The following is a 21133-nucleotide window of genomic DNA, read 5'->3' as shown; positions in this document are numbered from 1 at the left end:
CATGTTCAAATTTAGCAATATAATGAACGCTGATTTTCTTGTATTGGCGGTGCTAACGCTGTTTTTTATTGGATGGTTTATAAACAACAGAAGTGATTCAAATATCGGCTACATCGATCTGGCAGGTAGTTTACTTACCTGCGAAAAAGATAAAAAGTGGTCACATTATTTAGGTTACTTTAGTTTAAATAGCGAACAATACTATACCTTGCAAAAATACAGTTCTTGTGACGCATTTAAAGCAGAAATGGCAGGTAAATCATTAATGGCAAAGTACTTAAAATCTAATGGTTTCATCCTCGAGTTAAAAGACGATGAACAAATTTTGTATAATTCTGGGTTTGCTGGATCTTCTTTTGGCTTGATATTGGTGTGGTTTTTAACATTTGCAGTAATAAGAATGCCAGTGCGCTGGCTTATAAAAAAACGTGCATAACAAGCGCAATCACAAACAGCCATTACGTGGCTTGGATCTAAACCGCTGCGGGATTGGCAGCGTTATATACCAGCAATCAAAAAGTCTATAGCCGCAATAATTTCATCTTTGAAAGTGCTTAAACCTGTGACGGACTTGACTCATATTTTAGCTGGAATACTCGCCATTTGTTGCGTAAAAACAACAAAGTCGCCTTATTTAATATGGATAGTCGGACACAAATGGCTTGGTTCTTTATTTTCCAATAGATATATTGGTGTAACTGGGAACACCAATCGAGTATTTAGGGGGCTTAGCTTCGGCACGTAACTCACTGTTTAAAAAAGATTCGTGGCTTTTTTTGGGGCTTTTGCACTTAAAATGGGGCCCTTGTGCTGAGCGGCTTACAAGTTACTGCATCGAAAACATAACTCGTTGGCGCTCATCACTTTCCGTTGAGTAAAGCGCGAGTTACCAAGGACGATTATGAGAACACTCCAACTTTTAGGTTTTATGCTTGCGATTGCAGGGTTTATTTTAGGTTATGTGATGCTGGCCTCTATTGATGGTGAAACATCAGAAGCCTCCGCTGGAGGTGCAGGAATAGGCATTATATTTATGGTGTTACCCATGCTTGGTTGGTCTGCGTTAATGTTAGTACCTTCCTCATTTGCTTTGTTTAACAACGCAGTAAGACAACGTAATTATTTTAAAGGTCATTTTTGGTTAAATCTTTGGAGACTGAATCTGGTGTTTTCCGCCGTATATATAGCTGTTGTTTTATATGTCGCTTATTTATGGTTTAAAATCAGTTTTGGCAACTAACGATAGCCATCAAAAACGCGCCCTTTGGGTGCTCGAATGACAACTCGTTGCCTTGCCGTGGCTGTTACCTCAGAGGATTACGAGGTTTTAACGCTTAGAACCGAAGAGCGTTTTTAACCAAGAGAAGTACCGTCACGTTAGTTTAGGTTGTGTCTGCACTTGTATGCGGTAGCTACAGGTGCGGCTAATGGGTGATATTGTGAATAAGCCTTTTCAAGCTGCTATTTCGCTAATCTTGGTATGATACGCAGGCTAAGCAGTATACTCATCTGCGATCTCAGCAATGGCTGTTGCGCGAAAGTACTGGATGTTCGGGAAGGAAAAAACATGAAAACGTACTTTATTTTTACACGCAAACAACGGGCCTCAGCACGGCTTCTTGTGATCAACGCTGGCGTGGTCTTCCTTCTATATGTGGCTGCTCACCACTATCTGCCTCCTTTAACAAGTGATAAGGATGCACTGACACAACTGCTTAATGTGCTGGATATCGCTATTTGGGTTATTGAAGCCGTTTTGCTTGGATTAGCACTGTGGTTTTGGCTTGAAAATAAGCAAATTAGGGTTTGCGTGACGCCAGATACCTTAAGCTATTCTGACCCTACTTTTAGTGATGTGGGCTGGCAAGTCAAGATGGCAGACATAGCGCAATTAAAGCAAGTTACTGATGCCCAGCAAAACTTTTTGTCGAATGTGCTGGTGCTGAAAAACGGAGAGCAAAAGCAACTGATGTACGGGAATTATCGAGGGTTTGATCGACGTGCTTTTTTCAAGGCGCTTGTTTTAGCCAATCCGAATATCATGGTTCCTGACAATATATATAGTTACAAGATGCAAAGATCTGCATGGGCTAAGCGTATTTGAAAAAAATTGGGTTGGGATGAGTGAACAGCTCGTAGTAAGTCTATCAAATCTCATGATCGGCAAAGAATGCAGCGAGCTAAGAGTGGGCTTGATATGTTTTTCTAAAAACATGATTCAGTATGAATAAAATAATTGTTGCGCTAAGCAGGCCGAACAGGGCCGTGCAGCCAACGGCGAAGCTTTGTTATGGGTTGCGCGTGATTTCGAATTGTTGGCAAGGCTAAGGCGCGAAATAGCGCTTAAGGTGTAAACCTAAACACACGTTTAAATCCGAGCATTAATCTGCAGATCATTGAGCAAAGTAGGCCGTTCACACGTAAAGCAACAACACTAGCATGTCACTCAGTGCGATCTGTTTAATACTCGCTTGTAACAGAGGAGATGGCAACAGTTAGCTTTGCAAGGTTTCAGTACCAGGGAATGGGCCTTAGTATCGATTAAGTGGAGTTATGTTATGCGCAACGGTTTAAAGTTAATTACGGCTTGTGGTTTTTTAATTCTCGGTGGCTGCTCTTCAGTGGCGAACCAGCAAGCTTCGTTACTGCAGGAAACCTTAGAGCAACAGCAATTAACGTTACCCAATTTAAATACTGAGATCTTTACACTTTTACCCGTACCCACTGAAGCAGAGATTTTTAGCTTAACTGAGGCTCAGAAAAAACATTTTCTAGATTACTATCATGATCCCAGAAACCGCAAAATAGCGGGGCACTTACGCTTATTTAATTACTTTGATGCCTTTGTACATCAATTCGGTTTTCGTGGGGCAACGCTAAAAGCCTCTGAAGCATTATCATTGAAAAACGGCAATTGCCTGACGCTGGCGATTGTTACTAAGGCGCTGGCTGATATTGTTAATTTAGAGGTGTCTTATCAAGTTGTGCATGCTGCGCCAGTGTATGCACTCAATTCCTCTTTAATGACGCTGTCATCCCATGTAAGAACCTATATTTATGATCCCAATTATCAACCTTCGCTTGGCATGATGGTATTAAGACGCCGCAGCATCATTATTGATTATTTTCCAAGTGAATCCGATATTCGGGGCGAGCATATTTCGCATAATGACTTTATGGCGATGTATTATCAGAACATCGCTGCTGAGGCCTTGCTAAACGACCAGCTCGATTATGCTTATTCGACGTTGCAACAGGGACTAACTTTTAATCCTTTTAACGCAGAAACCTTAAACAGTTTAGCCGTTACCTTTAATCGAGCTGGCGATGCCAAGCAAGCCGAAACCTTATACAAATTTATGTTAGATAATGATTTTGCCTCGGGTAATGTGATCAGTAACTATGTGGCGCTACTGCAGTCGCAAGGGCGTGATAGCGAGGTGGCGGCACTGGCGCAGAAGGTTGCTGAGATTAACGATGACAACCCTTATCGCTGGATTGATATGGCGGATGAAGCTTTTGCCTCCGCCCAATACACGCTAGCATTTAAATATTACCAAAAAGCCAACGAGACCGCGCCTTACCTGCATGAAGGGCAATTTGGTTTAGCCAAAAGTCATTATCAATTGGGGCGGTTAAACTCGGCAGAAAAAGCACTGAACAAAGCCATTGAACTTAGCTATAAGAGTCATGATCGGCGTTTATACGAAGCGAAACTGCACACCTTATTGATGGAAAAAAATTAGTGCAATATGTAAGTGTAGCGTTTATTATTTTGTCTTAAGTGTTAATTTCAATGTTACTCAGCTTGCTGCAAAGTGCATTTTCTTCATATCGCTGTAGCATCAGTTGTTAAGGTCATTTAAGCATTAAAGCGGGTTTTACTGCTGCAGCACAGTTTGTGGTAAATATCTCACCTATGTATTTCACCTCTAAAGTGATATTTGTTATTCCTTAAAACTGTTGCTCACTTATACAAACTAAAGATTAACAAGGATAGTCATGAGTTTGAGAAATAAAATCCAAAGCGGTATCGATTATCTCATCATGAAAAATGGGCCACATCGATACGAAATTAATGAGCACAGAATTACCTGCAATCAGTGTAAAAATGAGTTTTTTCACGAAGGACAGGCGCAATTAAATACTGCGGGCATGAGTTTTGTCGGTTTGGATTGGGCTAATAAAACTGCGACAACCTTAGCATGCCTAGATTGTGGGCATATTATGTGGTTTGTAAAAACACTGCAGAAAGTGCCGAATCGATAAACTCAGTTAATCACCATGCTAAGCAAGCGGCCAAACGTTTTACCTTATTTTTGGCTCCTTATTGCACTGGCTCTTTTGTGAAGTGCTATGATGAAATGCTAAACAGCTTGAAGTGAGGACGACCTCACCGCTCGATGTGCTCGGGGACGACCCCAGATTTTAAAAAGGGGTTGTTATGAGTTGGTTTGTCTTATTTGTAGCTGGGCTGTTGGAAATTGCTTGGGCCGTTGGTTTGAAATACTCCGATGGGTTTACAAAGCTTGGGCCGACTGTCGCCACCGTGTGCTCTTTAATCGCCAGTTTTTTCTTACTGGGGATAGCGTTGAAAACTTTACCCGTTGGTACGGCTTATGCTGTTTGGGTGGGGATTGGTGCGGTGGGTACGGCTATTCTTGGTATTTTCTTGTTTGGCGAGTCTGTTAGCGCGCTTAAATTAGCGAGTTTAGCACTGATTTGTATCGGTATTGTGGGTCTTAAAATGGCACATATTTAACCTCATGGTCGTTTAAACCTTAACGTTGACGCTTTGAGGTTTAATCCTTTTGGCTGCTGTTAAATACCGCAGCAGGAGCAGCGATATGACACAGGTTTTTAGATCAAAAGTGGATACTTGGCTGGGGATCGTGCTGGTTGCTGCAGCACTTTCGGCACTTTATGGTGTCATCTATTCTTTAAATAGCGGCGACAATGCTGATATTGTCGCATCGTTATTCGCGCTGCTGGTAAGCGCAGGGTTACCTATTTGGCTGTTCAACAGTACTCGCTATACCCTAACAGAGCAGCAGTTGCTGGTGCAAAGTGGTCCTTTTCAGTGGCAAATCCCGATTGTGCAAATTAGCAACATTACCCCAACCATTAATCCTTTATCGAGCCCAGCTTTGTCACTAGATCGACTGCGGATTGATTATGGCCAAGGTCGCTCGCTGATGATTTCGCCAAAGCAGCAACAGCAGTTTCTTCAAGCCTTGTTGCTACTTCGAGCCGATAAAAACTCGCTTAGCCAACAATAAGCAAGAAGACATTAATCGCTCACGATTTAGCCTGGACAAGACAGTGTCATTAGTAAAGCTTTTAATGGCAATGGCAATGGCAATGGCAATGGCAATGGCAATGGCAATGGCTTGGTTTGGGCGAGCAGGCTGGCATTGTTTTCAAATAGATTTAACAAAAAGTGCAGATAGAAGCGGTTATCTGTCGCTCATCCATGTAGAATACGCGGCCAAAAGCATATTTAGCTTTGACTCTTTAGTGTACCTCTGTAGGAATTTATGAAAAAGACATTCGCGTTAACTCATCCAAAATTGCAACCTGCTCGTTTGGTGGACGCTATTAAACACGATATTAAAAAGTATTTAGCCAGAGAGCGACGCAAGCAACTGCCTGCGGGTGCTGACTATTGGACCTTTGATTGCCGCTTTGGTGCAACACAAGACGTGGCTAAAAAGATTTTTACGTCTGAAATCAATAAACATATTGATGCGGCCGTCGAGCAACAGCTCGACGCTTTTTACGTGGAAATATTGGCTAAAGCCTGCCAGCACGCGCCACGTGCTGACGAAAATCTGGAATAAACGCCCAGTGCTGGCACTGAGTGAGTGCTAGGATATGAAAAGCACGGGAGTAATATGTCCGTGCTGTGATTTGCCAGCGGCAAACACGTTTAAGCTAAGTATTTAAGGTGCTTAGCTAACGCAGGGTTAGATAGATTAGTGTTATATTGGCTTAGTACTCCAAGCTTTCAGCCGTTTTTACTTAGTAAAATTGACGCAATAACAAACAATCCTCTGTTAAACCGCTAAAATACTGTATATTCCGCCTCTTATTTTTTGACTGTAGCTATTCTACAGAGGATCCTTTATGCAATTTTCATCTTTAGATTTAGCGCCAGAGTTACAACGCGCCTTAGAAACAATGGGTTATGCCAACATGACGCCGGTTCAGGCGCAAGCCATAGTGCCAGCACGACGTGGTAAAGATTTACAAGTAACAGCGCAAACCGGTACGGGTAAAACGGCGGCGTTTGCCTTGCCTATTTTACAACGCATGTTGGATAAACCCAAAGACACGGCACAACAGCGTCCTCGTGTTTTAATTTTAACGCCAACGCGTGAGCTGGCTGAGCAATTAGCCGATGCGATCAACGGCTATGCTCAATTCACTACTTTAAAAGTCACTGCCTTATATGGCGGTGTGAAGATGGGTGGCCAAGCGAATAAGTTAAAAGCCGGCATCGATATGGTGATCAGCACACCGGGTCGTTTACTGGAACACTTAGCGCTGGGTCACGTGATACTAAGCGACGTTGAGTTTGTGGTGCTAGATGAAGCGGATCGCATGCTGGATATGGGCTTTGTTACTGATGTTTTAAAGCTGATGCAAATGACCGCAAAACATCGTCAAACCATGTTGTTTTCGGCAACGACATCGCCAGCCGTCAATGAACTGTCGCATAAGATCTTGCACAATCATCAGCAAATTCGCGTTGCAAAGGTGAATAGTACCGCCGATACGGTTAACCATGTGGTGTACTCGGTTGAAGAGAACCGAAAAATTGAATTGTTTGAGCAATTGTTAGCCGAGAAAAACTGGTTTCAGGTGTTGGTTTTTACCAGTACCAAAGAGCAAGCTGATCGGTTATTAGCCGGCTTACAAATGAGTAAGATAGACGCGGCAGTGTGTCATGGCGATAAAAGCCAAGGCGCTCGACGTCGCGCCATCGCAGATTTTAAAGCGGCTAAGTTACAAGTGCTGATCGCCACCGAAGTGGCAGCGCGTGGTTTAGATATTCAAGGCTTAGACTATGTGGTGAATTTTAACTTGCCATACTTGCCAGAAGATTACGTGCACCGGATTGGTCGTACTGGTCGCGCTGGTGCGGCGGGTGATGCCATATCCTTTGTCAGCCGTGAAGAAGAGCAAACACTAGAACGTATTCAAAAGCTGATTGGTGCTAAGATTGAGCGCATTATCAAGCCTGGTTTTGAAGTTAGTAACCGCGCGTCTTTACTAAAAAGTATCTCACGCAAAGTACTGTCAGGCCGCTCCAATAAAGCCAGTGAAACCACCATTGAGATGGATGCTGCAGGCAAAGCTAAGCCGAAGAGTAAAGCGCGCACTGCCAAGCCAGCAGATGCCAATACGGTAAAACCGGCCAGTGTGAAAAAATCCAGTGGCGCGACTGCCAATAAGCCAAAAAGAGCAGGCGCTCAAAGCAAACGCACCAAATAAACCGCGCTTGTCATACTCAATAATGCCGCCGAAGATGCCCATCTTCGGCGGCATTTTTATTGATAGGCCTATATCGCTGAATATTGATGTGGTTATTAGCGTGATGACTTCGTGGTCAATCGACTGAGCAAGTGGTTATTGGCGGTAAAATAGCTTTAAGTCCTTCGTGAGGCTAAAGAATGTGCTTTAATCTAGGCTAAGTTATCGCCATCGGGCTGTGAGCAACGCGCAATAACAAGTGTTGGCACAAGCTATTTGGGGTTATTTGCTACCAGCGAGATTAAACCGGGAGTTTATCTGATGTTATGGTCACTTTTTAAAGCTAAATTAACCATCTTCTGCAGTGTGGCGCTGTTGCTACTAAGTGGTGTGCTTAGCGCAACTGAACAGCCGTACCGTCATGCGGCTGAGCCTATTGGCAGTGTGCGGCAAGTGTATGATGGCAAGCTCTACCCTGATCTGCAGGTTAATACCTTTCGCAATATTGACAGGCTGTTTCCGACGCGCGCGGTTGCTCGTGGCGATACGGTAAGCGCGTTGCCGCTGAGTAAAACACCGCTGACCGATTTTAGTTATCAGGTTGCCGGCGAACAGTACGACATGTTTGATGTGCTCTCAATCAATCGGGTCAGTGGCATGTTAATTATTCACAACGGTGAGATTGCATTTGAGCACTATGCACTGGGTAACGATGCCAAGACCCGCTGGATGTCGATGTCGGTCGTTAAATCGATCACGGCCACCCTGATCGGTGCGGCGATCCAAGACGGTGCCATTAACAGTATTGATGATCCTATCGTGCTGTATCTGCCGCGCTTTAAAGGCAGCGCTTACGAGGGTGTAACGGTTAAACATTTGCTGCAAATGAGCTCGGGAGTAGCGTGGAATGAAACATACACCGATCCCAACTCCGATAGACGACGCATGCTTGAAGCGCAATTAAGCCAGCAACCTGGGGCCATTTTAGATTTGATGGCCTCATTACCGCGCGCGGCTGCGCCCGGCAGTGTTTGGAATTACAGCACGGGTGAAACACAACTGGCTGGCGCTTTAGTTGCCGCTGCCACCGGTAAGCCTGTTGCCGAGTATTTATCCGAAAAAATTTGGTCGAAAATGGGCATGCAAGCAGACGCAAACTGGTGGCTGCAATCGCCAGAGGGTTTAGAAATTGGCGGCAGTGGTTTATCAGCCACTTTGCGCGATTATGGTCGCTTTGGTTTGTTTTTATTAAATGATGGTGTGATTAATCAGCAACGTATTTTACCCAAAGGCTGGATGGCTCAAGCGAGCTCGCGTCAAGTGATCGCGGGCGAGACTATCGACTATGGCTATATGTTTTGGCCTATGCATGGCCGCAGTTATGCGGCAGAGGGCATATTTGGTCAGTACGTGTTTGTCGACCCCGATAAAAACTTGGTGGTGGCTATGTGGAGTGCGCAATCTAAACCGCTGGGTATGGCGGGGCTAGACGAATACACCTTTTTCAAGGCATTATCAGCGCACTTCGACTCAAACTCCGTGAAGGATTAACCTTGAAAATTTATGGTGATAGCCAATCGGGCAACTGTTATAAACTGCAATTACTCTGTAGTTTGTTGCAGATCCCGCATCAATGGCAGGCGGTAGATATCTTGGCAGGTGATACAAAAACCGCCGTTTTTTTAGCGCTTAATCCCAATGGCAAAATTCCGCTGTTAGTGCTGGATGATGGGCAGACTTTGTCAGAATCTAACGCTATTTTAAATTACTTAGCTCATGGCAGCGCGCTTTATCCCACTGAGCCATTAGCGCACGCTCGGGTGTTGCAATGGCAGTTCTTTGAACAATATAGCCATGAACCTTATATTGCCGTCGCGCGGTTTATTAATAAATATTTAGGCTTACCTGCAGACAGAGCGTCAGAGTACTCGGCGAAACAGCAGGGTGGGCATAAAGCCTTAGCTGTGCTGGAACAGCAATTAGTTAAAACGCCTTTTCTTACTGGGTCGCAAGTTACGACTGCCGATATCTCGCTATACGCTTATACGCATGTTGCCGATGAGGGAGGCTTTGCTTTAGCCGCTTATCCGGCTATACAGGCATGGTTAAAACGGATAACGCAGTTGCCTCATTATAAGGCTATGGCATAAAACGGTACTGATGGTGGTATGCAAGCTAACAGTAACGGTTAATAAGCCGCGCGAGCTTGCTAGTTTGGGCGATAACACTTTTATTTGTCATCTTATTTGCAGAGTAATTTATGAGTAATATTTTTCATTATGCTTTTAAAGTCAAAGATCTGGCCAGTACACGGGCTTTTTATATCGATATATTAGGTTGCACAGAAGGGCGCTCGACCGAACATTGGGTCGATTTTGATTTTTATGGTAATCAACTAACAGCGCATGTGGGTGTAGTAGAGAGCGCACTGGATTACTGTGGCCAAGTAGATGGCGTAGCCGTGCCGATCCCACACTTTGGTTGTTTATTAACTGCCGAGCAATTTACGAGCTTAGCGCAAAAACTTGAACAAGCGAAGGTGACTTTTATCGTAAAACCGCAATTGCGTTATGCGGGTAAAAGCGGCCAGCAACACACTATGTTTGTATTAGATTTCAGTGGTAATCCATTAGAGTTTAAATCATTTAGCGATGAGACTGAGGTGTTTAAAGCGTAGGGCTTATCACGCTTACAGGGAGATGCAGGCTTTAGATCAAGATAAGTAAAAGTACAAAACCTATTTTAAATCAAAGTATTATTAGGCTATCCGTTGTAAACTGGCACCAGGTTGTAAACTATAGCTATTTTAAACTTAAATGATGCAAGTCGGGGGTATATCACGCCTTTAGATTTGGCATGCCATTAGCTAAATGAAGACATTGAGAACGCTATCATGAGTGATTTACCCAACTGCCCGACATGTGATTCCCCTTATACCTATGAAGATGCAGGCTTCTTCATTTGTCCTGAGTGTGCACATGAATGGCAAACCCGTGATGATATTGCCGTGTTGGATGAGCTTGATATTAAAGATGCACATGGTAATAAGTTAGTAGACGGCGATACCATTACCGTTATTAAAGATTTGAAAGTGAAGGGCACATCGTTAGTGGTTAAGGTAGGTACGAAAGTAAAAAATATTAAACTGGTGAGTGGCGATCATGACATTGATTGCAAAATAGAGGGTATTGGTGCCATGAAATTAAAGTCAGAGTTTGTGAAAAAAGCTTAGGGCTAACTTGACTTAGCCATTGATGAGCAAAGGTTCAGCCCAGTACAAACCTCATTCGGTTCTATCATAAGGAATGACCTGTTTATGTCAAAATTTAAAGCGATAATGTTATTGATCTTGCTCAGTTGCACCGTGATTTTTGTGATGCAAAATACTGAAACTGTGGAGATCAGTTTCTTGTTCTGGCGCTTTGCGCTGTCACGTATCTTCATGATGTTATTCTTATTACTGATGGGTTTTGTTTTGGGTGTTTTGGTTACGCGTTGGTTTATGCGCAAGGGCAAAAAAACCACGGATTTGACTACAGCCGTCTAAAGTTATTCGGCTTAAGTTTGTCTGCAAGCCCGCTATATTCGCTCTTAGCGCTAAACCGTTTTACCTAACGAAGCGTTACTTTGCCGCACTCGCCAATGAAAAGGATCGCCCGCTGATGGAGCAACAACATACTTTTTACGCCATCTTTGTGCTTGGAGTGATCTTCTTGGCGATATTGCTGGTGCGTTTGTTTGTGAACCGTCGATGGTGCCCACCGATGTTAATGTTTATGCTGATTGGTATCGTGGTGGGACAAGTGGTGAATGGCAATATGGCGACTAGCCATCTGTCAATGCGCGCTATTTTGAGCGTGCTAGGTGAAGCCGGGTTGATTATGCTGCTGTTTAAAGTCGGCATTAATGCCGATTTAAAAGGTTTGCGTACGCAACTTCCTAATGCCTCTTGGATCTGGCTTTGGAATGTGGTCGTCAGTGGTGCTTTAGGTTTTCTTGCAGCTTTTTGGATCCTGTCGTTAGATGTAGTGACCAGTTTATTTATCGCCATTGCATTTACCGCAACCAGTGTTGGCGTGACGGTGAGTTTATGGTCTGACGCCGGTAAGTTAAGCACGCCACAAGGCACCTTGCTACTCGATGTTGCGGAGTTAGATGATCTTAGTACCATTTGTTTAGTGGCTATGTTAGTGGCACTGTTACCGCTGTATTACAGTGGCACTGCTATTCAACCTTTGGATGTGGTTCTTAATCTTGGGTATATCGTGCTGTTATTAACCGCTTTTGCCGTGGTAGCGTGGTTTTTTTCATTACACATTGAGCCACGGCTAACCCGCGTGATTGCGCGCAATGCCGTGTCGCATGAATTAGTGGTCTTTATGGTTGCCGTAGGTTTTATTGTTGCGGCACTAGCTGAAGTGTCGGGTTTATCGCTGGCAGTGGGGGCTTTTATTGCGGGGTTAGCATTTTCACGCGATCCCAGTGCCATGCATGAGCAACCGGTATTAAATGGCTTATACGATTTTTTAACGCCGTTTTTCTTTATCAGTCTTGGTATGTTGTTTGAGATCAGTAGTCTTGATGGCCTGATCTGGCCTGCGGCGGTGTTAGTGTTGTTTGCCATACTGGGTAAAATACTCGGGGTGATGTTACCTGCCTGGCCTCGCTTGGGCTTTGGCGCCGCCTTGTTACTTGGCGTGAGTATGGTGCCACGTATGGAGATTGCGATGGTAGTGATGCAAAAAGGCCTAGAGGCGGGTGTCAGCCAAAGCGTGTTTAGCGCCATGATTTTAGCCTGTTTTATGACGGTGTTATTTACGATGCTGGGCTTACCTGTGTTACTTCGGCGCATCCCTTTAGCAAAATAAACACGCCAGTATTTTGGCTAAGTGTTATACGCGGTTTGGTCGCGTTAAGACTGTTGTTAATAAACCCGTTGTTATCATCCTGCAAACCGCCGTCGATATGGAATATATTGCATAAGAGGTTAGGTTACGTTTTCAGCGTGGCTGTTCATAATAGGCTGTGCTTATTACTGTTTTGTAATGTTAAGCGCAAAGCTTGTAGCTTGTTGTCCTATTTAAGTAAATTGAACGGCAAGGCTCGGCCTTCGAACCTGTCCGTATCGTTTAAAACTGCAGCAACCTCACCGACAAATGAAAGAAGTTTTGTATTACACGGGTTTATAGCATGGCTTTTTTCGCCCAGTGTGTAATGATAGAGAACAGCATAAAGTGTTTACGATTCAATGCCCCGACCTGAGCTTTAAAAAACATGCCTGCGGGGATGCCGAACAATTTTGGCGCTAATTAGAATTAGTCCGTTTATTCGAGATCGAAGAGGAAAATATGTCAGAAAAACAATACCGTTTAATCACGAGAAGTGATTTTGATGGCTTGGTATGTGCCGTGCTATTAAAGCATCTCAATATGATTAACGACATTACCTTTGTACATCCAAAAGATATGCAAGATGGCAAAATTGAAGTTTCAAGCAATGATATTTCAACCAATTTGCCATTTGTACCTGGTATTCATCTGGCATTTGATCATCACCTTTCTGAAACTATCCGTAATGAAAAAATGGATAACCATATCATTGAGCCGGATGCCCCCTCCGCTGCGCGTGTCGTGTGGAATTATTATGGCGGCCATGATGCTTTTCCGGCAGAGTGGGATGACATGATGGAAGCGGTAGATCGCGGAGATTCGGCGCAATTTACCAAGCAACAAGTGTTAAATCCACAAGGTTGGGATTTACTCAATTTCTTAATGGATGCTCGTACTGGTCTGGGCCGTTTCCGTGAGTTCCGTATTTCTAACTATAACTTAATGTTAGATCTGATTGATTACTGCAAAACCCATACTATTACTGAAATCATGGCGTTACCTGACGTATATGAGCGGGTAGAGCTGTATTTTGAGCAAGATGTCTTGTTCAAAGAACAGTTACGTCGTTGTGCTAAAGTGCACAAAAACTTGGTGGTGCTGGATTTAAGAGATGAAGAGATCATTCATGCCGGTAACCGGTTTGTGATTTATGCTTTATACCCTGAATGCAATATTTCTATTCATGTCATGTGGGGCTTTAAAAAGCAAAATATTGTGTTTGCTACCGGTAAATCCATTTTCGATCGTAGCTCAAAAACCAATGTGGGTGAGTTAATGTTGAAATACGGCGGTGGGGGGCATCAGGCTGCGGGGACTTGTCAGATCCCACAAAATGAAGCGCTCACTACTCTACAAGCGTTAATTAAACAGATTAATGCTGATGGCTAAACGGCTTACAAACTGAACTGCAACAACGCTGGCTCTTCCTCTGGATTGTGACAGCGTTTAAGTGCTCCTTACGGGTGATACAAAAAACATGGTTTTGTATCGCCCGTTTTTACAAGCGATTGTCCCTTGCTTACCTGATCCCTAATTGGGATATCCTGCGCCTCTAAGGTATCGCTTATTGTCATAACTCCCTATTTTTAAAGGTAATATATGACTGCTATTGTCGAATTAAAACAATTGTTGGCCGGATTGAAACCTCAGCTCATGGCTGATGAATGGGTGTTTTGTACGGTGACACAACCTTTAGCTCATTTCTTGACGCTCGACCCTCTTGCGACCTTTCTGGAACCTGAAGGCTTAACCTTAGTGTTAAAAAAAACGACGGCAGATCAAGCCGGTTTAGCCTACAGCGGTAGTTTTAAACAAATTACTTTAACGGTGCATTCCAGTTTAGACGCGGTGGGGCTTACCGCTGCCGTTGCCGCCAAATTAACCGAAAAAGGCATTAGTGCGAATGTTATGGCGGCTTATTACCATGATCATATTTTTGTGCCAACCAGCAAAGCGACAGCGGCTTTAGCAGCTTTAAAAGAATTAACGGTTTAAGCTGGTAGTTTAGATAAAATGACTTATGCTTGAGATCCCTCAACACCGTTTTTGACTTCGGGCTGCTTGCTCAGGTTGAGGGGGTAACGCCCGATCACTGTTGTTAACAAGGAGCATCGGTATGACGTTATCCCAGCTTACAGAGTTGCTCGGTTGGGCAACTTTGCTGAATTTGGCCTATTTAAGCTTCGTTTCTTTGATGCTGATGTTAGGGCGCAATCTTGCCGTCGCCTTACATCAAAAATTTTTTGACTTAGATGCCGCCGCTTTACAACTCAAGTTTTATGCTTTTTTAAGCCAGTATAAGGTGATAACGCTGACGTTTTTCGTTGCACCTTATCTGGCGTTAAAAATTATGGGCTTTTAGGGGGCAACACGCATTCGTTGCGGCTTGATAATGAATACATCGCAAGGTGTATCGGCTGATTGCAGCAACATAATGTGGTGTTCAGCCGCTGTGCCACTTTGCTAAAAGCGGCAGCCTTGGCATACTGCAGTCATAATCCTACTGAACGAATATCAGATCCTATGTCCTTTATTTGTGAACACAACGATGCCTTTGCTGAAATCGCAAAACAAAAAATTATTGAATTTAACGCGCTGCATTGGGATGCCAGTCAGCGGCAACCACTGGGGTTAAAGCAGGTTGGCCGTAACGGCGAGTTATTAGCGGCGTTAGCCGGTCGTACTTTTGGCAATTGGTTTTATTTAGAGTCGTTTTGGTTAGATGCTTCGCTGCGACAACAAGGGATCGGGCGAGCGATGTTGGCTGAGGCCGAAGCGATTGCGAAAGCGCGAGGCTGTCGTTATGTGATTTTAGATACGCTTAACTTTCAGGCGCGCCCGTTTTATCAGCGCCAAGGTTATCGCGTACAGTGGACCCAAGCAGATTATCCGTTTGCCGGTGGCGAGAAATACTTTATGACAAAAACCTTGTAGTTTAAGTGAAATGCCCGCCACGGCAGTATTAAGTCATCGCTATGGGCATTAGAGCGCTTCAACATAACGATACAAGGATTTTAATAAGGCGATTTTTTTCTCATCGCCACTGTGTAATTCGACAAGATGTTCTAAGGCCAACGTAAACTGTTCAAAGGTTAAGTTGGGGTTATCTTCACCATGTAACAGCTTATCTGAGCAATATCGGCGCCATTTTTGTTGCTCGGCTTCAGTTAAGGTCAACGGATAATTACGAGCACGATATAAAAATAATAAACGATTAAGGCGATCTTCAGAAAATATGGGTGGATTGGCCGCTAACGCCTCAGCTGACATCTGTTGTAATTGCTGCATTTTTTGTTTGTCAGCATCACTAATAAAGCCACTATACAATTGATAATCCGGGTTAGTCTCTGCAGCATACTCATGGGGTAATTGATACAAATCCACCACAGTTTGTTGCACTTGTTTATGTTGCCTGATCCAGTCTAAATTCGCTAAACAGGTGGCACGGTCGATGCCCAACTCTGTGGCACGTTCTACCGTGAGTGTTTTGGCATTGGCTAACACAGGGCATTTGTTTAAATGCACTAATTTTAAGCCCAGCCGTTGTTCACCCTCAGCCAGATCAATGGTTTTTTTATACAGCTTTTCTTGCAGTGTGGCTAAATTGTCTGTTAGCAAAGGGCGAGGATCGTGCTGTAAGTTAAAACAAATAACCGCGTTTTTATTAGTAGGGTGAAAGGCAAGTGGCACAATCCAACTAACACAGCCTTGCGTGGCTGGAAATTTTGATGACACATGTACCAGGGGGGTTAAAGCTGCAACATCAATCAACTCTGCTACTTTTTGTTTTTTGCGCAGTTCATAGAGGTACTGAAACAACTTGGGTTGTTGTTGTTTAATCAGTTTGGCTAAACCAATGGTGGCATATACGTCAGAGAGGGCATCATGCGCATTAGCATGGCTTAAGTTATTAGATTTACTTAATTCTTCTAATTTAAAGCTGGGGCTACCATCTTCTTTTTGTGGCCAAACAATGCCCTCTGGGCGCAAAGCATAACAGGCGCGCACCACATCAATTAAATCCCAACGGCTATTGCCTTGCTGCCATTCACGGCCATAAGGCTCAAAGAAATTACGATATAAACTGTAACGTGTTACTTCATCGTCAAAACGCAGGCTGTTGTAGCCTAACACGCAGGTATTGGCTTGGCTAAAACGTGCTAAGATCTTCTGCATAAAGGCATTTTCGGGTAAGCCTTTTTGATTACACAGTTGTGGTGTCAGGCCAGTGATTAACGCGGCACCCGGGTGCGGTAAATAATCAGGCGCCAATTGGCAATACCACATGTCCGGTTTAGCGATTTCATCTAAGGCTAAATCTGTTCGAATACCGGCAAACTGCGAGGGGCGATCGCGCTTAGGATCGGCGCCCCAGGTTTCGTAATCATAAAAATAAAAACTCGGCGAATCAGTCATGCCAGACCTTTTTTATCAGAGCAGCGAAGCTGCAACTTAAGATGATGTGATCATACCGTAAAATAACTGGCTTCGCTAAAAGCTGCAGCAGTTAATTTTTTTACAATCAGGTTGAATGTCGAAATCTCTGTTATGCTTATACTATGTAAATGCTTGATTTATGTTGGTAGGTTCCGGTTTTACTGACAAATTTTGTTATTTATGATCGCTTCTGTAAGTTCAACTCTTGGTTATGATCTTTTACGGTATCTGACTTTTTGCAAAGGCTAACAATACGTTATGAGAAAAAATTTACCAGTAACAAATCAACGGCAACGCTTTGCCCTTGAACAGCGGTTAATTTCAGTAACAGATACCCGTGGCGTCATTGTTGACTGCAATGATGCTTTTATGAAGATCAGTGGTTTTTCTCGTGAAGAGTTGATTGGCCAACCGCACAATCTAGTGCGCCATCCTGATATGCCTCCCGAAGCGTATGCCAATATGTGGTCATACTTAAAAAAAGGCCAACCTTGGATGGGGCTGGTTAAAAATCGTTGTAAAAACGGTGATTATTATTGGGTTGATGCTTATGTCATGCCGATCACGGAAAAGGGCAATGTCATTGGCTATGAATCGGTTCGAAGCTGCCCTAGAGAAGAGGACGTGATTCGTGCCGAGAAACTCTACAATCAGATCAGCCAAGGCAAAAAATCATTAAATTTACCTAGTATTCCTTTGATGGTATCACTCGCCACGTTGATCGTCAGTGCCGCTACATTCTGGTTAGCCGATTTAGCGCTTGCCCAATGGGTGTTGATAGCTGGCTTACTGTTTCTTGCTGCAACTTATCAGCAACGTCGCGCTAAGTTATTAAGTGATTTAAAAACCTTATTAGCGGGGCGTTTTACCGATCCTTTAGCGGCGTCAAGTTATACCGATGATCGCTCAGAAATTGGGTTATTAAAAGTCAGTATTTTAAGCGATAGGGCGCATTTGGCCTCGATGATTACCCGTATAGAAAGTGCGGCAAAAGATGTATCACGTGATTCAAGCCGTGGTTTGGTCCTCACGCGTGAAGCAAATGTCGAAATTGATCGTCAGCAAGCAGAAACGCTGCAGGTGGCTTCGGCGATGAATGAGATGACCACCACGATAGCGGAAGTGGCGCATCATGTTACCGATACCGCTTTGCAGGCCGACAAAGCGAATAAACTCTCAAGCAAAGGTAATGAAATTGCTGATCGCACCCGTCAATCCATAGAGAAACTGCGGGAAACCGTCGCGACTATTGGCCATTCGGTTACCGAAGTGGCCGATCAAACCGGTAAGATTGTGCAAGCGGCGCAAATGATTGAACAAATTGCCGATCAAACGAATTTATTGGCCTTAAATGCGGCCATTGAAGCGGCCAGAGCCGGTGAGCAGGGTCGTGGTTTTGCGGTGGTAGCTGATGAAGTACGAAATTTAGCACGGCGCACGCAACAGTCTACGCAAGAGATCTATGGCATTGTTACGGAGTTGACCGCGCGTGCAGAGAATGCCGTGCAAGTGGCTAAACAAGGCGCGATTGACGCTGATGCCGGTGTACATAAAGTGCAAGAAAGTAGCGATATGCTAAATGGTATTAATGCTGCAGTCAGTGATATTGCCCAAATGTCGACTCAAATGGCTACCGCGGTGGAAGAGCAGGCGCATGTCGCTGACGATATTAATCGGCAGATCGTCAATATCTCGGTTTTAGCAGAGCAAAGTACTAAAGCCGCCATTGAAGCCTCCGTAACGTTAGAGCAACTAAACACCGTATCTGATGATTTAGCGGAAATGGTGCATCGCTTTAAACGCTAGTATTTTATTCGCATAGGGCTTTAACACCTTGATAGGTTAAAGCCTGAAAAGTATTGAATTATTTACAACGTAATGATTGACGGTACTGCTTTTCCGGTGCATCTTATTTCTTGTTATTAAAAATAAATATCATGTTTTTAACTTTTCCTCTGGGTATTAGAGGTGTTGATTTAGGCTGAAGGCTCGAGATGTTTAATTCTTTACGTAGTCAGTTAACCTTATTGCTGGTTGCTTTACTGGTATTGCTTTCAGTCGTCACCGGCTACGCTACCCTCAGCACGATGCGCCAAGATAGCGAAGAGCAAGCCCGTCAAATTCTCCAAGTTTCTACTAATGTGTTTCGGCAAACACTGCAGGTTAGAAGCGATCAGTTAACGGAAAGTGTCCGCATTTTAGCGGCTGATTTTGGCTTTCGCCAAGCCGTTGCTACCGCTGAGCAAGGTACTATTCAAAGTGTTTTAGAAAATCATGGCGGCAGAGTTAATGCTAATTTAGCGGTATTATTTGCGCTTGATGGTCGCATGCTAGCGTCAACATTGCCTATAACCAATCTTGATCCTTTACAGAAAAGCTTTCAAGCCGCCCGTTCACAGCAGGGCGCCTTTGCCGACATCATCAGTTTAGACAACGAAGCGTATCAAATCGTATTAGTACCGGTTCGAGCCCCACAAGTGGTGGCTTGGGTTGGCATGGGGTTTACTGTCGATGAGCAGCTTGCACTGCAAATTCAGAATATCACCGGCTTGGATGTCAGTTTCTCTCAATTATCTGGCGCTAACCGTAACATGTTAACAACGACCTTAGTGCCGGGGGCACAACAACAATTTTCAGCTATGCTGCAAAACGTGCTGCTGGGTGAGTCGCAAGTTTTAATGGATGAGAGTGAAAACTACATTTCTCAAGCCTTTGCTTTAGATCAAGATAATCAGTTATGGGCTTGGCTGCACTTACCGAATGAGCGTTGGTTAAGTAATTATCAGCAGTTACGTAGTCAATTAGTGCAAATTTTTAGTCTGGGGTTGGCTTTAGCTTTAGTCGTGGCGTTCTTTTACACCCGCAGTGTTACACGCCCTTTAGAACAGTTAGTGCAGTTTGCTACTGCGATAGGCAAGGGCTCAACAGTTGCCGCACCGGAAGTAAAACTCGCTGAAATTGGTATGTTAGCCAATACGTTAACCAGAATGCGTACGGGTATTTATCAGCGAGAAACGCAATTAAAAGAACAAGCCGAGCGAGATAGCTTAACGGGTTTAGGTAATCGTTTGGCGGTGGAGAAACATTTGCCGCGCTTGTTTGCGTTGGGTGATTGCCAGTTACTGCAAATTAATATCGCTAAATTTAAGCATGTAAATGATAGTTTTGGTTTTAGCAACGGCGATGTGTTGTTACAGCAATTGGCTTCTCGTTTGGTGTTAAATAATGACATTACCTTCTCTGCACGCTTAGGCGCCGATGAGTTTTTAATTGTCTTACCCGAGAGTATCAGTGATATCGCGCGTGATGTACTGTTAAAACAATTAAGCCAACCCTTTGATATCGCCGGCTCGGCGATTTCTTTGCAATTGATAGCCGGTAGCTATTTATATCGTCAAGGCGAGGATGATGTGAATAAGGTGCTGCGCCGCTTAGATATTGCCTTAAACTCTGCCAAAAATAAGGGTTTGGCGCTGGCGCTGTATCAAAGTGGCCAAGATGAAAGTCATCAGCGAGAGCTGACAATAATTCGTGATTTACCGATAGCTTTGAGCAGCGGTCAGATGTATATCGTGTATCAACCGAAAGTCGATATTTTAGCGAAATATTGTAATAGTGCTGAAGCCTTGATCCGCTGGCAACATCCGCAATTGGGTTTTATTTCACCTGTCGAGTTTATTTTATTGGCTGAGCGCTCGGGTAATATTAATTTAATTTCAAATTGGATGCTGCAATCGGTGATCAAGCAGTTGGCAGCCTGGCAAGAAGACCATCCGGATCTGACGGTTTCGGTCAACTTGTCGGCTCATGATTTATTAGATGAACATTTACCGCAGACGATTGTCGAGTGGCTAGAAGAGTGGCAAGTGCCAGTTTCAGCCTTAAGTTTAGAAATGACCGAAAGCGCTGTTATGCAAGACACGGTAAAAGTCATTAATAATTTACATCAATTGAAAACATCGGGTATTCGGTTAGCCATTGATGATTTTGGAACAGGCCAATCGTCATTAGCTTATTTAAAATCCTTACCGGTGCATGAGCTAAAAATAGATCGTGCTTTTATTAAAGACATTGAAAATAATTTTCAAGATGCGTTGATTGTCAAAGCCGCCACTCAGCTGGCAATGGGCTTAGGTTTGAAAGTCACAGCAGAGGGGCTAGAGAATCGCAGTGGTTTAGCCAGCGTGCTGCAAGCAGGTTGTCAGAATGTGCAGGGCTATTACTTTTCTAAACCCCTTTCTGCTGAAGATTTCAGTCTTTGGTTAACATCGTTTTCAAGTCAAGGTGGTACGTTTTTTAATGAAGTTTAAGCGGTTAGTACCGTCGTTTAG

Annotated in this window: 23 protein-coding genes; 22 read left to right on the top strand and 1 reads right to left on the bottom strand. The window is 43.8% G+C overall.

Translation table 11 applies throughout. The features are described from left to right. Nucleotides 1-22 precede the first annotated feature (22 nt). From ACUJFK_RS10960 to ACUJFK_RS10865, 20 genes are all read left to right on the top strand, one after another. Nucleotides 23-436, top strand: a complete 414-nt coding sequence (locus tag ACUJFK_RS10960; protein ID WP_445424868.1) for a hypothetical protein — start codon at nucleotides 23-25, stop codon at nucleotides 434-436. A 465-nt stretch (nucleotides 437-901) separates the two neighbouring features. After that, nucleotides 902-1240, top strand: a complete 339-nt coding sequence (locus ACUJFK_RS10955; protein ID WP_445424867.1) for a carbon starvation protein CstA — start codon at nucleotides 902-904, stop codon at nucleotides 1238-1240. Between the two features lie 327 nt (nucleotides 1241-1567). Continuing rightward, nucleotides 1568-2104, top strand: a complete 537-nt coding sequence (locus ACUJFK_RS10950; protein ID WP_445424866.1) for a hypothetical protein — start codon at nucleotides 1568-1570, stop codon at nucleotides 2102-2104. Between the two features lie 454 nt (nucleotides 2105-2558). Next, nucleotides 2559-3746 carry a tetratricopeptide repeat protein gene (locus ACUJFK_RS10945; protein ID WP_445424865.1) on the top strand — a complete coding sequence of 396 codons (1188 nt, stop codon included), beginning with the start codon at nucleotides 2559-2561 and terminating at the stop codon, nucleotides 3744-3746. A gap of 256 nt (nucleotides 3747-4002) precedes the next feature. Next, nucleotides 4003-4269: a hypothetical protein gene (locus tag ACUJFK_RS10940; protein ID WP_226752131.1), complete on the top strand. Its 267-nt coding sequence runs from the start codon at nucleotides 4003-4005 to the stop codon at nucleotides 4267-4269. Between the two features lie 175 nt (nucleotides 4270-4444). Continuing rightward, the gene (gene sugE / locus ACUJFK_RS10935; protein WP_445424864.1) at nucleotides 4445-4762 is read left to right on the top strand and encodes a quaternary ammonium compound efflux SMR transporter SugE; all 318 of its coding nucleotides are present in this window, start codon (nucleotides 4445-4447) and stop codon (nucleotides 4760-4762) included. 85 nt (nucleotides 4763-4847) lie between these two features. Further along, nucleotides 4848-5279: a PH domain-containing protein gene (locus tag ACUJFK_RS10930; RefSeq protein WP_445424863.1), complete on the top strand. Its 432-nt coding sequence runs from the start codon at nucleotides 4848-4850 to the stop codon at nucleotides 5277-5279. Between the two features lie 43 nt (nucleotides 5280-5322). After that, entirely contained in the window at nucleotides 5323-5541 is a 219-nt protein-coding gene (locus tag ACUJFK_RS10925) for a hypothetical protein (RefSeq protein ID WP_445424862.1), read from the top strand. After that, on the top strand, nucleotides 5538-5840 hold the full coding sequence (locus ACUJFK_RS10920; protein WP_445424861.1) for a DUF6172 family protein: 303 nt from the start codon (nucleotides 5538-5540) through the stop codon (nucleotides 5838-5840). The genes ACUJFK_RS10925 and ACUJFK_RS10920 overlap by 4 nt, the downstream gene beginning before the upstream one ends. Before the next feature lie 286 nt (nucleotides 5841-6126). Further along, entirely contained in the window at nucleotides 6127-7497 is a 1371-nt protein-coding gene (locus ACUJFK_RS10915) for a DEAD/DEAH box helicase (RefSeq protein ID WP_445424860.1), read from the top strand. A 300-nt stretch (nucleotides 7498-7797) separates the two neighbouring features. Further along, a complete protein-coding gene (locus tag ACUJFK_RS10910; protein WP_445424859.1) occupies nucleotides 7798-9027 on the top strand; it encodes a serine hydrolase domain-containing protein in 1230 nt (409 codons plus the stop codon). A 2-nt stretch (nucleotides 9028-9029) separates the two neighbouring features. Continuing rightward, nucleotides 9030-9626, top strand: a complete 597-nt coding sequence (locus tag ACUJFK_RS10905) for a glutathione S-transferase family protein (protein WP_445424858.1) — start codon at nucleotides 9030-9032, stop codon at nucleotides 9624-9626. Nucleotides 9627-9736: 110 nt separating this feature from the next. Next, the gene (locus tag ACUJFK_RS10900) at nucleotides 9737-10153 is read left to right on the top strand and encodes a VOC family protein (protein ID WP_306178492.1); all 417 of its coding nucleotides are present in this window, start codon (nucleotides 9737-9739) and stop codon (nucleotides 10151-10153) included. A 216-nt stretch (nucleotides 10154-10369) separates the two neighbouring features. Beyond that, the gene (locus ACUJFK_RS10895; RefSeq protein ID WP_236129542.1) at nucleotides 10370-10708 is read left to right on the top strand and encodes a zinc ribbon domain-containing protein YjdM; all 339 of its coding nucleotides are present in this window, start codon (nucleotides 10370-10372) and stop codon (nucleotides 10706-10708) included. An 84-nt stretch (nucleotides 10709-10792) separates the two neighbouring features. After that, nucleotides 10793-11023, top strand: coding sequence for a lipopolysaccharide assembly protein LapA domain-containing protein (locus ACUJFK_RS10890; RefSeq protein ID WP_445424857.1), 231 nt, complete (start codon nucleotides 10793-10795; stop codon nucleotides 11021-11023). 115 nt (nucleotides 11024-11138) lie between these two features. After that, the gene (locus ACUJFK_RS10885; protein ID WP_445424856.1) at nucleotides 11139-12344 is read left to right on the top strand and encodes a cation:proton antiporter; all 1206 of its coding nucleotides are present in this window, start codon (nucleotides 11139-11141) and stop codon (nucleotides 12342-12344) included. Between the two features lie 480 nt (nucleotides 12345-12824). Beyond that, nucleotides 12825-13754, top strand: coding sequence for an exopolyphosphatase (locus tag ACUJFK_RS10880; RefSeq protein WP_226752120.1), 930 nt, complete (start codon nucleotides 12825-12827; stop codon nucleotides 13752-13754). 210 nt (nucleotides 13755-13964) lie between these two features. Continuing rightward, nucleotides 13965-14360, top strand: coding sequence for an ACT domain-containing protein (locus tag ACUJFK_RS10875; protein WP_445424855.1), 396 nt, complete (start codon nucleotides 13965-13967; stop codon nucleotides 14358-14360). A 121-nt stretch (nucleotides 14361-14481) separates the two neighbouring features. After that, nucleotides 14482-14727, top strand: coding sequence for a DUF6868 family protein (locus tag ACUJFK_RS10870; protein ID WP_226752118.1), 246 nt, complete (start codon nucleotides 14482-14484; stop codon nucleotides 14725-14727). 161 nt (nucleotides 14728-14888) lie between these two features. Further along, on the top strand, nucleotides 14889-15299 hold the full coding sequence (locus ACUJFK_RS10865) for a GNAT family N-acetyltransferase (protein ID WP_445426776.1): 411 nt from the start codon (nucleotides 14889-14891) through the stop codon (nucleotides 15297-15299). 48 nt (nucleotides 15300-15347) lie between these two features. Here the strand turns inward: ACUJFK_RS10865 and sbcB are convergent, their stop codons facing one another. Further along, on the bottom strand, nucleotides 15348-16781 hold the full coding sequence (gene sbcB, locus ACUJFK_RS10860; protein ID WP_445424854.1) for an exodeoxyribonuclease I: 1434 nt from the start codon (nucleotides 16779-16781) through the stop codon (nucleotides 15348-15350). A 279-nt stretch (nucleotides 16782-17060) separates the two neighbouring features. Here sbcB and ACUJFK_RS10855 point away from each other — a divergent pair, with 279 nt between their 5' ends. Continuing rightward, entirely contained in the window at nucleotides 17061-18608 is a 1548-nt protein-coding gene (locus tag ACUJFK_RS10855) for a methyl-accepting chemotaxis protein (RefSeq protein ID WP_306178482.1), read from the top strand. 188 nt (nucleotides 18609-18796) lie between these two features. Then, a complete protein-coding gene (locus ACUJFK_RS10850; protein ID WP_445424853.1) occupies nucleotides 18797-21112 on the top strand; it encodes a putative bifunctional diguanylate cyclase/phosphodiesterase in 2316 nt (771 codons plus the stop codon). The last annotated feature ends 21 nt before the right edge of the window (nucleotides 21113-21133 follow it).

Source organism: Alishewanella sp. HL-SH06, assembly GCF_052656265.1.
Note: the sequence above shows the minus strand (reverse complement) of the source record. Positions and strands in the feature narration are given on the sequence as shown.

Coding starts and splice junctions, on each gene's coding strand:
- ACUJFK_RS10960 (WP_445424868.1), top strand. CDS start 23: ATGAACGCTGATTTTCTTGTATTGGCGGTGCTAACGCTGTTTTTTATT.
- ACUJFK_RS10955 (WP_445424867.1), top strand. CDS start 902: ATGAGAACACTCCAACTTTTAGGTTTTATGCTTGCGATTGCAGGGTTT.
- ACUJFK_RS10950 (WP_445424866.1), top strand. CDS start 1,568: ATGAAAACGTACTTTATTTTTACACGCAAACAACGGGCCTCAGCACGG.
- ACUJFK_RS10945 (WP_445424865.1), top strand. CDS start 2,559: ATGCGCAACGGTTTAAAGTTAATTACGGCTTGTGGTTTTTTAATTCTC.
- ACUJFK_RS10940 (WP_226752131.1), top strand. CDS start 4,003: ATGAGTTTGAGAAATAAAATCCAAAGCGGTATCGATTATCTCATCATG.
- sugE (WP_445424864.1), top strand. CDS start 4,445: ATGAGTTGGTTTGTCTTATTTGTAGCTGGGCTGTTGGAAATTGCTTGG.
- ACUJFK_RS10930 (WP_445424863.1), top strand. CDS start 4,848: ATGACACAGGTTTTTAGATCAAAAGTGGATACTTGGCTGGGGATCGTG.
- ACUJFK_RS10920 (WP_445424861.1), top strand. CDS start 5,538: ATGAAAAAGACATTCGCGTTAACTCATCCAAAATTGCAACCTGCTCGT.
- ACUJFK_RS10915 (WP_445424860.1), top strand. CDS start 6,127: ATGCAATTTTCATCTTTAGATTTAGCGCCAGAGTTACAACGCGCCTTA.
- ACUJFK_RS10910 (WP_445424859.1), top strand. CDS start 7,798: ATGTTATGGTCACTTTTTAAAGCTAAATTAACCATCTTCTGCAGTGTG.
- ACUJFK_RS10900 (WP_306178492.1), top strand. CDS start 9,737: ATGAGTAATATTTTTCATTATGCTTTTAAAGTCAAAGATCTGGCCAGT.
- ACUJFK_RS10895 (WP_236129542.1), top strand. CDS start 10,370: ATGAGTGATTTACCCAACTGCCCGACATGTGATTCCCCTTATACCTAT.
- ACUJFK_RS10890 (WP_445424857.1), top strand. CDS start 10,793: ATGTCAAAATTTAAAGCGATAATGTTATTGATCTTGCTCAGTTGCACC.
- ACUJFK_RS10885 (WP_445424856.1), top strand. CDS start 11,139: ATGGAGCAACAACATACTTTTTACGCCATCTTTGTGCTTGGAGTGATC.
- ACUJFK_RS10880 (WP_226752120.1), top strand. CDS start 12,825: ATGTCAGAAAAACAATACCGTTTAATCACGAGAAGTGATTTTGATGGC.
- ACUJFK_RS10875 (WP_445424855.1), top strand. CDS start 13,965: ATGACTGCTATTGTCGAATTAAAACAATTGTTGGCCGGATTGAAACCT.
- ACUJFK_RS10870 (WP_226752118.1), top strand. CDS start 14,482: ATGACGTTATCCCAGCTTACAGAGTTGCTCGGTTGGGCAACTTTGCTG.
- ACUJFK_RS10865 (WP_445426776.1), top strand. CDS start 14,889: ATGTCCTTTATTTGTGAACACAACGATGCCTTTGCTGAAATCGCAAAA.
- sbcB (WP_445424854.1), bottom strand. CDS start 16,781: ATGACTGATTCGCCGAGTTTTTATTTTTATGATTACGAAACCTGGGGC.
- ACUJFK_RS10855 (WP_306178482.1), top strand. CDS start 17,061: ATGAGAAAAAATTTACCAGTAACAAATCAACGGCAACGCTTTGCCCTT.
- ACUJFK_RS10850 (WP_445424853.1), top strand. CDS start 18,797: ATGTTTAATTCTTTACGTAGTCAGTTAACCTTATTGCTGGTTGCTTTA.